Origin of the sequence: Caenispirillum salinarum (assembly GCF_044803115.1) — a bacterium.
Taxonomy (GTDB): Bacteria; Pseudomonadota; Alphaproteobacteria; order Rhodospirillales; family Rhodospirillaceae; genus Caenispirillum; species Caenispirillum salinarum_A.
Genome location: NZ_CP085224.1, coordinates 3,610,653 through 3,623,522, shown reverse-complemented (window position 1 = coordinate 3,623,522; position 12,870 = coordinate 3,610,653). Strand labels below are relative to the sequence as shown.

The following is a 12,870-nucleotide window of genomic DNA, read 5'->3' as shown; positions in this document are numbered from 1 at the left end:
CACGCTTGCGCGTCCCACATGGGGCGCGCATTCTTTTTCCGGATTTCCACCCTTCAAGCGACGCAGGAACGAGGACACACCGACATGGCCGAGTACGATTACGACCTCATCACCATCGGCGCGGGCTCGGGCGGCGTGCGGGCGACGCGGCTGGCCGGCGGTTCGGGCAAGAAGGTCGCCATCGTGGAAAGCTCGCGCGTCGGCGGTACCTGCGTGATGCGCGGCTGCGTGCCGAAGAAGCTGCTGGTCTACGGCGCGCATTTCGCCGAGGACTTCGAGGACGCCAAGGGCTACGGCTGGACCATCGAGGGCGCCCGCCACGACTGGCCGACCCTGATCGAGAACAAGCAGAAGGAACTGGAGCGGCTGGAAGGCATCTACAACCGCATCCTGCGCGACAACAACGTCGAGCTTCTGCGCGGCCGCGGCACGGTGGTCGACGCCCACACCGTGGCGGTCGACGGCAAGACCTACACCGCCGAGAAGATCCTCATCGCCGTCGGCGGCTGGCCGACCATGCCCGACATTCCGGGCATCGAGCACGCCATCACGTCGAACGAGGCCCTGGACCTGGCCGAACTGCCCAAGCGCGTGACCATCGTTGGCGGCGGCTACATCGCGGTCGAGTTCGCCGGCATCTTCGCCGCGCTGGGGGCCGAGGTCACGCAGATCATCCGCAAGGACATGATCCTGCGCGGCTTCGACAGCTCCATGCGGGCCGGCCTTCAGGAGGAGATGGAGAAGAAGGGCATCACCATCTTGGCCGATACCACGGTGCGCTCCATCGAGAAGACCGAGACCGGCGCCTTCAACCTGCGCTTCGCCGGCGGCGACGAGCACGAGACCGACCTGGTCATGTATGCGACGGGGCGCGCGCCCAACACCTCGGGCCTGGGCCTGGAAGAGGCGGGCGTGGAGTTGAACGACAAGGGTGCGGTGGTCGTCGACGACTACAGCAAGACCAGCGTCGACAGCATCTACGCCATCGGCGACGTGACCGACCGGGTCAACCTGACGCCGGTGGCGCTGAACGAGGGCATCTGCTTCTTCGAGACCGTCTTCCGCGACAACCCGCGCAAGATGGACTACGACAACATCGCCTCGGCCGTCTTCAGCCAGCCGCCCATCGGCTCGGTCGGGCTGACGGAGGAGCAGGCGCGCAAGCGCGGCAAGATCAAGGTGTTTCTCAGCCGCTTCAAGCCCATGAAGTACACCCTGTCGGGCCGCGACGAGCGCTCGATCATGAAGCTGCTGGTTGACGCCGAGACCGACCGCGTGCTGGGCGCCCACATGCTGGGCGTGGATGCGCCGGAGATCATCCAGGGCATCGCCATCGCGCTCAAGTGCGGCGCCACCAAGGCGCAGTTCGACGCGACGGTGGGCATCCACCCGACGGCGGCGGAGGAATTCGTCACCATGCGCGACCCCGTCCCGGAGCCGGATGCCGAGCACACGGAGTAATACCGGACGACGTTCGAAACCGGACACTTGTCGTCCGGCAAGGCCGGAGTCCTGACGAACGCGAAGCGGACACTGGCCGCCGCGCCTTGTGGCGCGTGAGGCTGCGTGCCGATCGGAGCCGAAGGCGTACGCGGAAGCGCGCACACCGCAGCGTCGATGATTTCAATCATCGGCTTATATAAGCTCTCCGCCAGCCAGACAGAGAAAGGGCCGCCCCGGCAGCGGGCGGCCCTTTTTCGCATCCAGGCCCTACAGCAGTGCCGTGACCCGCCGCCGCAGCTCGGGCACCACCTCGGCCTCGAACCACGGGTTCTTGCGCAGCCAAGCGGTGTTGCGCCAGCTGGGATGGGGCAGGGGGATCAGGCCGTCAGGCAGGGACCGCCAGTCGCGCACGGTCTCGGTCATGGAGCGCCGCTTGCGGGCCTCGCCCAGCCAATAGGCCTGCGCGTGGATGCCGATCAGCAGCGTCAGGTCCACCGCCGGCAGGGCGCTCCGGAAGCGCTTCTGCCACAGCGGCGCGCATTCCGGGCGGGGCGGGGCGTCGCCGCCGTTCCTGTCCCGGCCGGGGTAGCACAGGCCCATGGGCACGATGGCGATGCGGCCCTCGTCGTAGAAGGTCTCGCGGTCGAGCGCCAGCCAGTCGCGCAGGCGGTCGCCGGAGCGGTCGTTCCAGGGGATGCCGGTCTCATGCACGCGGGTGCCGGGCGCCTGCCCGATGATGAGCACGCGCGCCGTCTCGCTGGCGCGGAAGGTGGGGCGCGGGCCCAGCGGCAGGGCGTGCTCGCACACCCGGCAGGCGGCGGCCTCGGCCTTCAGCGTCGCCAGGTCGGGGCTGAGGATGTCGGAAGCAGTCGATGTCATGGCGGGGCGGATATGGGGAGCCCGGCGCCGCCGCGCCATGCCTCCAGCGCCTCTAGCGCCATGCCTCCAGCGCCTCTGGCGCCATGCCTCCAGCGCCTCTGGCGCCATGCCTCCAGCGCCTCCGGCGCAGTGCCTCCAGCGCCTCCTGCTATGGCTCCAGCGCCGCCGGCCCCTCGGCCAGCAGGCGGTCGACGAAGGCCGGCACCACCTCGGTCGCCGGGCCGTAATGCTGCTCGGCGAACAGGGTGGCGCCCTGGCTGGGCTCCAGGTTCAGTTCCACCGTGCGCCCGCCGGAGGTTTCCAGCACATGGTGGACGAAACCCGCCGCCGGATAGACGTTGCCCGAGGTCCCGACCGAGAGGAACAGGGCGCAGTCCTCCAGCGCCGCGTAGATGCGTTCCATGCCCAGCGGCATCTCGCCGAACCACACCACATGCGGCCGCATGGCGCCGGCGACGCCGCAGGCGGGACAGGCGCTGGCGCGGCCCAGGTCGCCGTCCCACACGGCGACGGCGCGGCAGCCCTCGCAGCGGACCTTCTTCAACTCGCCATGCATGTGAAGCACGTTCCGCGACCCGCCGCGCTCGTGCAGGTCGTCGATGTTCTGGGTGACCACCAGCACCTCGCCGGGCCACTCGCGCTCCAGCCGGGCCAGTGCTTCGTGGGCGGCGTTGGGCGAAAGGGTCGGGTCGGCGAGCTGGGCGCGGCGGGCGTTGTAGAAATCATGCACCATGTCGGGATCGCGCGCGAAACCCTCGGGCGTCGCCACTTCCTCCAGGCTGACCTTGTTCCAGATGCCGTCGGCGCAGCGGAAGGTGTCCAACCCCGATTCCTTCGAGATTCCGGCGCCGGTCAGGATGACGATGGAGGGCTGTTCGGCGGTCTGGTGCATGGGGGCTCGGGCTCCGGTCTTTGACGATGGGCGGCGGCATGGTAAGCCAGGGATGCGCGAACGCCAGTTTCTCGCGTCCCCTTCCGCCCGGATTAAAGGAGGCCAACGGCCGTGTTCAAGGTTCTGTTCGTCTGCACCGGGAACATCTGCCGCTCTCCCACCGCCGAGGGCGTCTTCCGCGCCCTGGTGGAGCGCGAGGGCCTGTCCGACCGCATCCTGGCGGCCTCGGCCGGCGTGGCCGGCTATCATGTGGGCGAGGCGCCGGACCCGCGCTCGCAGGAGGCCGCCCTGGCGCGGGGCTACGACCTGTCGGCCCAGCGGGCGCGGCGCGTGGCGGCGGAGGACTTCCACGACTACGACATGGTGCTGGCCATGGACACGGGGCATTACCGCTCGCTGTCGCGCCTGGCCCCGCCGGACCTGCGTGACCGCCTGTCCATGTTCCTCGCCTGGGCCCCGCACCTGGGCATCGAGGACGTGCCCGATCCCTACTACGGTGAGGGCCGGGGCTTCGAGGACGTGCTGGACATGGTGGAGGCGGCATCCCAGGGGCTTCTCGACCACATCCGCACCCGGCTCTGAGGCGTTCCGGCCACGCGCCTTCGCGGCCATCAGCCATCCGGCAGAAAGGAGGCCAGCCATGGCATCCGACCGCCAAGACCTGTCCGACCGCATCGCCCTGGCCATCGGGCACGGCGTGCGGCGCCTGAGCCCGTTGTCCGGCGGCTGCGTCAGCGACGTGCTGCGCGCCGAGCTTGAGGACGGCGCCGCGCCCGTGGTGGTGAAGGTGGCCGACGATGCCGGCGGCGGCCTGGATATCGAGGGCTGGATGCTCCGGTATCTCTCCGACAACAGCCGCCTGCCCGTGCCGGGTGTTCTGCACGTCGAGGCGGGGCTGCTGGTGATGGAGGAAATCCGGGCCGGCGGCGGCGGCATCGCGGCCGCCTGCCAGGAGCACGCCGCCGACCTGCTGGCCGACCTGCATTCCGTCGCCTGGGACGCCTTCGGCCTGGAGCGCGACACGCTGATCGGCGGCCTGCATCAGCCCAACCCGCGCGAGGCGTCGTGGCGGACGTTCTTCCGCGACCACCGGCTGCTGTACATGGCCGACGAGGCCCACCGCGCCGGCCGCCTGCCGACCGACGTGCGCCGCAAGGTCGATACGCTGGCCGCCCGGCTGGAGGAGTGGATCGAGGAGCCCGACGCGCCGTCGCTGCTCCACGGCGACATGTGGACGGGCAACGTGCTGTGCGACGGCGGGCGGATCGCCGGCTTCATCGACCCGGCCATCTACTATGGCGACGCCGAGATCGAGCTGGCGTTCTCCACCCTGTTCGGCACCTTCGGCGAGCCCTTCTTCCGCCGCTATCAGGACCTGCGGCCCCTCCGTCCCGGCTTCTTCGAGGCGCGGCGCGACCTCTACAACCTGTATCCGCTGCTGGTGCATGTGCGTCTGTTCGGCGGGTCCTATGTCGGCAGCGTGTCGCGCACGCTGGACCGGTTCGTCGGGTGAGCGCGATGGACCAGGCCGACACGCCGGAAACCGAGGAAGACCGCATCGCCCGCATCCAGTGGCTCTACACCCTGGCCGTCAAACGCCACGGCTGCGCGCCCAAGGGGGTGGGCTGGCGCGACCGGGCGGGGCAGCTTCTGCGCTTCGCCCAACTGGTGCGGCTGATGGAGGGCGAGCCCCACGGCGCGCCCGTCTCGGTCAACGACCTGGGATGCGGCTACGGGGCGCTGTTCCCCTTTCTTCTGACCCAGAAGGCGGTGCGGGTGCGCGGCTACGTGGGCTACGACATGACGCGGGCCATGGTGGCGCAGGCGCGGTCCGCCATCCGCGACCACAGGGCGCGGTTCCTGCTTTCGGACCGGGCGACGGTGACGGCGGATTACGGCTTTGCCTCGGGCACCTTCAACGTGCTGGCGGGCGGCGATGAAGATTTCTGGCGCTGCGAGGTGATCGCGCAGCTCAAGGCCTTCGCCGCCATGAACCGCAAGGGCTTTGCCTTCAACATGCTGGGGCTCGACCACCCAAGGCGCGACCAGTTGATGTTCTACACCGCTCCCGACGCCTTCCGCGATGCCTTCGAGGCCGCGGGCATGGAGGCCACCGTGCTGGACGGCTACATGCCCGGCGACTGGACCATGCTGGTGCGGTACTGAGCGGACACGCCGGGCCGCCTATTTGGCCGCCACCGCCGCCCACAGGCCGCCCTCGGCCTCGTCGCCGTGCTCGTCGTTGGCCGTGCGGCGGCGCTCCATCAGGTCGAAGAACTCCGATGCCGGCAGGGGCTTGGCGAACAGGTAGCCCTGGCCGACATGGCAGCCGTTGTCGCGCAGGAATTCCCACTGATCGTCGGTCTCGATGCCCTCGGCCACCAGCTTCATCTCCAGCGACCGCGCCATGCTGATGATCGCCTTGGTGATGGACATGTCGTCGATGCTGTCGGGGATGTCCTTCACGAAGCTGCGGTCGATCTTCAACTCGTCGATGGGGAAGCGCTTGAGGTAGCTGAGCGACGAATAGCCGGTGCCGAAGTCATCGATGGACAGCGTGATGCCCAGGCCCTTCAGCGCCCACAGGGACTGGATGACCTCGTCGGCGTTCTCCACCAGCATGGATTCCGTCAGCTCCAGTTCCAGAAGCTCGGCGCTGACGCCCGTTTCCTCCAGAATGGCCGTGATCTTGCGCGCCAGTTCGGCCTCGCGGAACTGGCGGGCCGACAGGTTGACGCCGACGCGCACCGGCGGCAGGCCGGCGCGCATCCAGGTGTCCAACTGGCGCAGCGATTCGCGCAGCACCCATTCGCCGATGGGCACGATCAGCCCCGTTTCCTCGGCGACCGGAATGAACTCCACCGGCGAGACGAAGCCCAGTTCCTTGGAGAACCACCGCAGCAGCGCCTCGCAGCCGACGATGTCGCCGCTGTCCAGGTCGATCTTGGCCTGGTAGAAGACCTGCATCTCGCCGCGTTCCAGCGCGCGGCGCAGGCCGTTCTCGATCTGCAGCCGGCGCACCATGTCGTCGGACAGCTTCTCGGTATAGAACTGGAAGTTGTTGCGGCCCTGCTTCTTGGCAAAGTTCACGGCCGTGTCGACGTTCTTCATCAGGTTGGCGATGTCCTCGGCGTTCTCCGGGTACATCACGATGCCGATGGAGCCCGAGGTGTAGATCTCGCGTCCGTCGATCTCGAAGGGGTCCGACAGCCGGTCCAGCAGCACGGTCGCCAGCGCCGAGGCTTCCTCCGGCCCGTCGACGCCGTCCAGGATGACCGTGAATTCGTCCCCCGACAGGCGCGCCACCGTGTCGTTCGGGCGCGCCTGCGCCTCCAGGCGGCGGCCGACGGCCTGCAGCACGCGGTCGCCCATGGGGTGGCCGAGGGTGTCGTTGATGTTCTTGAAGTGGTCGAGGTCCAGGAACAGGACCGCCACATGGCGTCCGGCGGCGTCGGCGTCGCGCACGGCCTCGTCCAGGCGGGTCTGGAACAGGGCGCGGTTGGGCAGGCCGGTCAGGTGGTCGCGGGTGGCCAGGTAGCGCAGCCGTTCCTCCTGCGCGCGGCGTTCGGTAATGTCGCGCAGCACGCCGATGAACAGGTGGGCGTCGCCGATGCGCAGGTCAGACAGGGCCAGTTCCACCGGGAAGACGGACCCGTCCTTGCGGCGCCCCTCCACCACGCGGCCGACGCCCAGGACGTGGGATTCGCCGGTCTGCTTGTAGCGGCGGATGTATTCGTCGTGCTGGGTGGCGTGCTCCTCGGCCATGAGGAGGTTGACCGACCGGCCGACCACCTCGGCCGCCTTGTAGCCGAAGATACGCTCGGCGGCGCGGTTGAAGGTTTCGATGATGCCGCGGTCGTCGATGATGACCAGCGCGTCGACCATGGTTTCCATGATCTTGCGCAGCCGCTCCTCGCGCTGGACGATGGCGCGGGTGGCGCGCTGGCGCTCGGTGACGTCGCGGGCGACCAGCATCACGGAACGGCCGCCGCCGGCGCTGTCGAAGGGCGTGGCCGCCACCTCGGCGTCCACCGTGGCGCCGTCGGCGCGCAGCATCTTCATAGGTACGCGGGTCCGCTCGCGCACCAGGATGTCGAGCCCGTGTTCGACGATGGGACGGTAGTGGCTGGCGACGAACTCGCGGAAGTGCCGGCCGATGGCCTCGTCGCCGGCCGCCAGACCCAGCATGTCGGCGCCGGCGGGGTTGAGCATCTCCACGATGCCGTCGCGGCAGACCGCCACGCAGTCGGGCGCCAGGTCGATCAGGTGGGCCGATCCGCTTTCGCCCCGCCCCATGGCCTGCAGGCGGCTCATGTCGAGCATGCCGTCGACCACGTCCGACAGGGTCTCGGCGGCCTTGTGGATGCTGTCGACATAGCCCTTGTACTGCGGGTGGGGCAGGGGGCCATGCATTTCCCCGGCCACCATTTCCGAGAACCCGCGGATGGTGTTCAGCGGCGTGCGTACCTCGTGGCTCAGCGCCCGCAGCAGGGCGGCCTTTTCGGCATCCGCCTTTTCCGCCTTCTGCTTGGCGGCGCGCAGGGCGTCGGTCTGCTGATGCGTGGCGGTAACGTCGGTGATGATGAGCGCCACGCCCTCCGCCACATGGGACGCCGAGATGCGCAGCCAGCGGGGCGGTTCCTCCGACGGCTCGCGGGCGGCGCGGTCGGCGATGCCGGCGGCGTGGGGCAGGCGCACGGGCAGGTCGATGTCCAGGCCGATGGCCGTCTCGACCACGCCCAGAAGGTGTTCGCGCAGCCCCAGCGCCGCGAGTTCCGGCAGTCCCTCGGACAGGCGCCGGCCGGCCAACTCGCGCCCGTGCCGGCCCAGAACCTGCTCGCAGGAGGCATTGCACAGGCGGAAGATGAAGTCCTCGGGGAGGCGGTTCCGATCACGAACGGTTTCCAGCACCAGCACCGCCGGCGCCATGCCGTTGAGCAGGCTTTCGACCAGCCCGTCGCCCCTGTCGTGGCCGGCGAGGGTGGCGCGGCGCTCGATGGCGTAGGTCAGGCTGCGGGCCAGCCGGTCGCCGGTCAGGTCGGCCTTGACCAGGTAGTCCTGGGCGCCGGCGCGCAGGGCGTTGCGGGCGGTACGGTCGTCATCCTGTCCCGTCAGCACCACCACGGGCACGCCGGGTGCTTCGGCCACAAGGGCGGAGACGGTGGCCGTCCCCTTGCTGTCGGGCAGGTTGAGGTCCAGCACCACCGCATCGATCGCGCGCGACTTCAACTGGCGGCGCGCCTCGGCGACGGTGGAGGCGAGCACGGGCGTGAAGGCCGGCGCCTCGCGTCGGCCTAGCAGGGCGCGGACCAGTTCCGCGCATGTCTTGTCGTCTTCTACGATGAGGACGGTCGCCATGGCCCCACTTCCCGCCGGCCGCGCCGACGTGCCCATGCCCAGATCAAACGAACGACACAATAGCGTCACGAGGGAGGTAACCTCAAACGCTAATACGCCAAACGTGGAATGGATATCCTATCCGAATGGACGAGCGGCACAAATGCACCCGGCCGGATAGCGGGGATACGACAGGGCGGTTACGCCGTTTCGCCGGCCAGCCGCGCGTCCGCCCGCGCCCGCCCGATAAGCGGCAGGAGGGGTTTGAGTTCGGGGCCGTGGGCCAATCCGGTCAAGGCCTTGCGCAGGGGCATGAACAATCCCTTGCCCTTGCGACCGGTCTCGGTCTTCACAAGGGAGACGAATTGCGTCCAGGTTTCCGCATCCCAGGGTTCCGGTGGAAGCAGGCCACGGGCGGCGGCGATGAAGTCCTGGTCCTCGTCCTCGATCACCGGCGCGACCGGGCCGGTTACCACCCTCCACCAGTCCCGCGCCTCGGCGAAGCGTGTGATGTTGGGGCGGATGGCGTGCCAGAACGGCTCGGCCGCGTCGGTCGGGATGCCCAGCGCCACCAGGCGCGGCCCGGCGGCGCCGAAGGTCATGTCGTGCAGCAGGCGGGCGTTGATCTGCTCCAGGTCCGCCGGATCGAATCGGGCCGGCGCCCGGCCGAAGCGGGTGATGTCGAACTCCGCCGCCAGTTCGTCCGGGCTCTGGCGCGGCTCCACCGGATCGGCGGTGCCCAGGCGGGCGAGCAGGCTGGTCACCGCGCCCGGCTCCAGGCCGTCGTCGCGCAACTCGCCCATGGACAGGCTGCCCAGGCGCTTGGACAGGCCCTTGCCTTCCGCGTCCACCAGCAGCGGCAGGTGGGCGAAGCGCGGCGGCTCGCCGCCCAGGGCCTGGAACATCTGGATCTGGACGGCGGTGTTGGTGACGTGGTCCTCGCCGCGCACAACGTCGGTGACCTGCATGGCGATATCGTCCACCGCCGATGGCAGCATGTAGAGGTACGTGCCGTCGGCGCGCTTGACCACGGGGTCGGAGATGCTGCCCATCTGGGTCTTGCTGGGGCCGCGCACGCCGTCGTCCCACGCGACCTCGCCGCCGTCGAGCAGGAAGCGCCAGTGGGGCTTGCGGCCCTCGGCCTCGTAGCGGGCCTTTTCCTCGTCGGTGAGCGACAGGGCGGCGCGGTCGTAGACCGGCGGGCGGCCGCGGGCGCGCTGGCGGTTGCGCTTGTAGTCCAGTTCCTCCGGCGTTTCCCAGCAGGGATAGACGCGGCCGGCGTCCTTCAGGCGCTCGAAGGCGGCGTCGTAATCCGCCAGGCGGTCGGACTGGAAGGCTTCCTCGTCCCAGGAGAGCCCGAGCCACGCCAGGTCGCGGCGGATGCCTTCCACGTACTCGGCCTTCGACCGCTCCTGGTCGGTGTCGTCGAAGCGCAGCAGGAAGGAGCCGCCGTTGCGGCGCGCCAGCAGCCAGTTGACCAGCGCGACGCGGATGTTGCCCACATGCAGCGCGCCGGTGGGGCTGGGCGCGAAACGGACTCGGATGCTCATGGCGGGTCGGGTCTCTCTTTTTCTCACGGGCGGACGCGGGGCGCGGCCCCCATGTCCGGGACCCGCCCGCGGGCGTCACTTGTAACGGTTGGTGATGGGATAGCGACGTTCACGGCCGAACGCCATGCTTGTGATCTTCACGCCCGGCGGGGCCTGGCGGCGCTTGTATTCGGCGCGGTTGAGCAGCGTCCAGACCTTCTCCACCACGTCGGCGTCGAACCCGTCCTCCACCAGCTCGCGCACGCCCTTCTGGTCCTCGTTCAGGCCGCGCAGGACGGCGTCGAGGATTTCGTAGCCGGGCAGGCTGTCCTCGTCCTTCTGGTCGGGGCGCAACTCGGCGCTGGGCGGCTTGGAGATGACGCGGTCGGGCATCACCCGGCCCTCGGGACCCAGTGCGCCGACGGGCTTGTTCTCGTTGCGCCAGCGGCAGGTGCCGAAGACGTCGAGCTTGTAGACGTCCTTTAGCGGGTTGAAACCGCCGTTCATGTCGCCGTAGAGCGTCGCGTAGCCCACCGACATCTCCGATTTGTTGCCGGTCGACAGGACCATGGGGCCGAACTTGTTGGACAGCGCCATGAGCACGATGCCGCGGGCGCGGGACTGGATGTTTTCCTCGGTGATGCCGACCTCGGTGCCCTCGAACACGCCTTCCAGCATGGTGTCGAAGGCTCCCATGGCGGGACCGATGTTGATGGTGTCGTATTCCACGCCCAGCGTCTCGGCGATGGCGGCGGCGTCCTCAAGGCTGTGCTCGCTGGTGTAGGGCGAGGGCATCATGACGCAGCGCACCCGGTCGCGGCCCAGCGCGTCCACCGCCACGGCGGCGGCCAGCGCGCTGTCCACGCCGCCCGAAAGCCCCAGGATGACGCCGGGAAAGCCGTTCTTGTTCACGTAGTCCCGCGTGCCCAGCATCATGGCCTGATAGATGGCGGCACAGCGGTCGTCGGGCGGTTCGACCCGGGCGCTGTCGGCGTTCCAGGTGCCGAAGCGGGCACTTTTGGTCCACACCGTCAGCAGGTCGTCCTCCGCCCAGGCGGCGGCGCGGCCGGCCAGCGCGTAGTCGGAGTTGATGACGAAGCTCGCGCCGTCGAACACCAGTTCGTCCTGGCCGCCCACCTGGTTGACGTAGATGAGCGGCAGGTGCGTCTCCTCCACCCGCGCAACCGCGTGGTTCAGGCGCACCTCGTGCTTGTCGACCTCGAACGGCGATCCGTTGGGGACCACCAGGATCTCGGCCCCGTGCTCCTTGAGGTTCGCCGCCACGTCGGGGAACCACATGTCCTCGCACACCAGGATGCCGAGCCGCACGCCCTTGAAGTCCACCGGCTCGGGCAGCGGGCCGGGCGTGAAGACGCGCTGTTCGTCGAAGACGCCGTAGTTGGGCAGGTGGTGCTTGGCGCGCACCGCCCGGATTTCGCCCTCGCACAGCAGCAGGGCGGCGTTGACAACGCCCAGGTCCACCCGCCAGGGCGCGCCGACGATGAGCGCCGGGCCGTCGTTGGTCTCGGCGGCGAGCGCGGAGACGGCCTCCTCCACGCGATCGAGGAAGGCGCGGCGGTAGACCAGGTCCTCGGGCGGGTAGCCGCACAGGCACAATTCCGGCCCCACCACCAGGTCGGCGCCGGCGGCCTTGGCCCGTTCCAGGGCGTGCCGGAGCATGGCGGCGTTGCCGTCGATGTCGCCGACGGTGGGATTGATCTGCGCGAGCAGGATGTTGAGGCGGTCTATGGGCGCGTCCGTGATCGTCATGAAGACCCCTGGAACAAGATGGTGCGAAGCTATTGGCGCTGCGTCATGCTGTCAACGCCGGGGGCGCGGCGGCGGATCGGTCTCGCGCGGAGGTGGCGACGCGGGCGGTCCCTCGGGACCATGCCTTCCGGCCATGTCGCCAGGACACAGGAGCGGCGCTAGACTGCGTGCAACCATAACCATTTGCCAGGGAGACTAGCGCCATGCCCGCCGTGACCGCGCCCGCCACGCCCGCGCGTGAGCGCTCATGCCCGCTGGACATGAACCGTCGCCTGCTGATGGGATTCATCGACCGCCTGCGGGAGGACGGGCACCTGGCGTCCGCGCCGATATATCTTCCCGGCGAGGATTATCTGCGCGAACTGGCGGAAGCCTACCTGGCCGACGTCGGCCCCGCCGCGGGCGCCGCCCCGAGCGAATGCCTGCGGCTGCACGATGCCGTGCTGTGGGAGGATCGCCGCCACCGCCCCTTCGAGCGCCTGCTGACGCGCCGCTTCAGCCACCTGCTGCCCAAGCGCGCAGGCGACGAGGGCGGCCCGGCGCCCGACGCCGTCCTGTCACGCCGCGCCATTCCGGGGCTGATGGCGGCGCTGTCCAAGATGGTCGGGCCGGCGACGCTGGAGGACGCCGCGCGGCGGACGGAGGCGCTGCTCACCCGCCACCGGGAGGACCGCCTGGGCCTGGTGGACTGGCCGCAGCTGACCGCCCAGCCCGAGGCCGAGGCGGTGCTGTGCGAGGTTCTGATGGCCGCGGCGCGCCACTTCCAGGACGTCGGCCGCCGCCTGGACTGGCTGACGGAGGTCATCAACGGCCACCTGCCGCCGCCCCTGCCGGAGGATCACGACCCCGCCTGGCGCTGCGATGCCGGCCGCACGCGGCTTCTGCTGCGCGCGTTGTACGAGCCGCTGACCGAGCGGCTCTCGGACCCGGCGGCCACCGGTGTTCTGCGCCGCCGCTTCGGCGACGTGGCCGTGACCGACGCCGCCCGCCTGCTGGCCGCGCTGGAGCGGGAGGCCTAGG

The 12,870-nt window shown here is 69.6% G+C and carries 10 protein-coding genes; 5 read left to right on the top strand and 5 right to left on the bottom strand.

What is annotated here, in order from left to right; all coding sequences use genetic code 11:
• The first annotated feature begins 84 nt into the window (after positions 1–84).
• Positions 85–1,461, top strand: coding sequence for a glutathione-disulfide reductase (gene gor / locus LG334_RS16605; protein WP_404379747.1), 1,377 nt, complete (start codon positions 85–87; stop codon positions 1,459–1,461).
• 249 nt (positions 1,462–1,710) lie between these two features.
• Here gor and LG334_RS16600 read toward each other — a convergent pair whose 3' ends face one another.
• Together LG334_RS16600 and cobB are read right to left on the bottom strand one after the other, a co-directional pair.
• Positions 1,711–2,322, bottom strand: a complete 612-nt coding sequence (locus tag LG334_RS16600; RefSeq protein WP_404379745.1) for a uracil-DNA glycosylase family protein — start codon at positions 2,320–2,322, stop codon at positions 1,711–1,713.
• A gap of 148 nt (positions 2,323–2,470) precedes the next feature.
• Positions 2,471–3,214 (bottom strand): Sir2 family NAD+-dependent deacetylase, encoded by a 744-nt coding sequence (gene cobB, locus LG334_RS16595; protein WP_404379743.1) that lies wholly within the window; start codon positions 3,212–3,214, stop codon positions 2,471–2,473.
• A 111-nt stretch (positions 3,215–3,325) separates the two neighbouring features.
• On the opposite strand from cobB, the gene LG334_RS16590 reads away from it, so the two are divergent.
• From LG334_RS16590 to LG334_RS16580, 3 genes are read left to right on the top strand one after another with little or no spacing between them, the layout of a single operon-like run.
• Entirely contained in the window at positions 3,326–3,796 is a 471-nt protein-coding gene (locus LG334_RS16590) for a low molecular weight protein-tyrosine-phosphatase (protein ID WP_404379742.1), read from the top strand.
• Positions 3,797–3,854: 58 nt separating this feature from the next.
• A complete protein-coding gene (locus LG334_RS16585; protein WP_404379740.1) occupies positions 3,855–4,727 on the top strand; it encodes a fructosamine kinase family protein in 873 nt (290 codons plus the stop codon).
• 5 nt (positions 4,728–4,732) lie between these two features.
• Positions 4,733–5,380 (top strand): class I SAM-dependent methyltransferase, encoded by a 648-nt coding sequence (locus tag LG334_RS16580; RefSeq protein ID WP_404379738.1) that lies wholly within the window; start codon positions 4,733–4,735, stop codon positions 5,378–5,380.
• Between the two features lie 18 nt (positions 5,381–5,398).
• Here LG334_RS16580 and LG334_RS16575 read toward each other — a convergent pair whose 3' ends face one another.
• The 3 genes from LG334_RS16575 to LG334_RS16565 all read right to left on the bottom strand — a co-directional run bounded on the left by LG334_RS16575 (position 5,399) and on the right by LG334_RS16565 (position 11,850).
• Positions 5,399–8,572 (bottom strand): EAL domain-containing protein, encoded by a 3,174-nt coding sequence (locus tag LG334_RS16575; RefSeq protein ID WP_404379737.1) that lies wholly within the window; start codon positions 8,570–8,572, stop codon positions 5,399–5,401.
• Positions 8,573–8,751: 179 nt separating this feature from the next.
• The gene (gene gltX / locus LG334_RS16570) at positions 8,752–10,101 is read right to left on the bottom strand and encodes a glutamate--tRNA ligase (RefSeq protein WP_404379736.1); all 1,350 of its coding nucleotides are present in this window, start codon (positions 10,099–10,101) and stop codon (positions 8,752–8,754) included.
• A gap of 75 nt (positions 10,102–10,176) precedes the next feature.
• The gene (locus tag LG334_RS16565; RefSeq protein ID WP_404379734.1) at positions 10,177–11,850 is read right to left on the bottom strand and encodes an NAD+ synthase; all 1,674 of its coding nucleotides are present in this window, start codon (positions 11,848–11,850) and stop codon (positions 10,177–10,179) included.
• A gap of 203 nt (positions 11,851–12,053) precedes the next feature.
• Between LG334_RS16565 and LG334_RS16560 the strand changes: the two genes are divergently transcribed.
• A complete protein-coding gene (locus LG334_RS16560) occupies positions 12,054–12,869 on the top strand; it encodes a hypothetical protein (protein ID WP_404379732.1) in 816 nt (271 codons plus the stop codon).
• Position 12,870: the final 1 nt, after the last annotated feature.

Excerpts from the sequence above, each read along its gene's own strand:
- LG334_RS16585 (WP_404379740.1), top strand. The coding sequence starts at position 3,855 with ATGGCATCCGACCGCCAAGACCTGTCCGACCGCATCGCCCTGGCCATC.
- LG334_RS16565 (WP_404379734.1), bottom strand. The coding sequence starts at position 11,850 with ATGACGATCACGGACGCGCCCATAGACCGCCTCAACATCCTGCTCGCG.
- gltX (WP_404379736.1), bottom strand. The coding sequence starts at position 10,101 with ATGAGCATCCGAGTCCGTTTCGCGCCCAGCCCCACCGGCGCGCTGCAT.
- gor (WP_404379747.1), top strand. The coding sequence starts at position 85 with ATGGCCGAGTACGATTACGACCTCATCACCATCGGCGCGGGCTCGGGC.
- LG334_RS16580 (WP_404379738.1), top strand. The coding sequence starts at position 4,733 with ATGGACCAGGCCGACACGCCGGAAACCGAGGAAGACCGCATCGCCCGC.
- LG334_RS16575 (WP_404379737.1), bottom strand. The coding sequence starts at position 8,572 with ATGGCGACCGTCCTCATCGTAGAAGACGACAAGACATGCGCGGAACTG.
- cobB (WP_404379743.1), bottom strand. The coding sequence starts at position 3,214 with ATGCACCAGACCGCCGAACAGCCCTCCATCGTCATCCTGACCGGCGCC.
- LG334_RS16560 (WP_404379732.1), top strand. The coding sequence starts at position 12,054 with ATGCCCGCCGTGACCGCGCCCGCCACGCCCGCGCGTGAGCGCTCATGC.
- LG334_RS16600 (WP_404379745.1), bottom strand. The coding sequence starts at position 2,322 with ATGACATCGACTGCTTCCGACATCCTCAGCCCCGACCTGGCGACGCTG.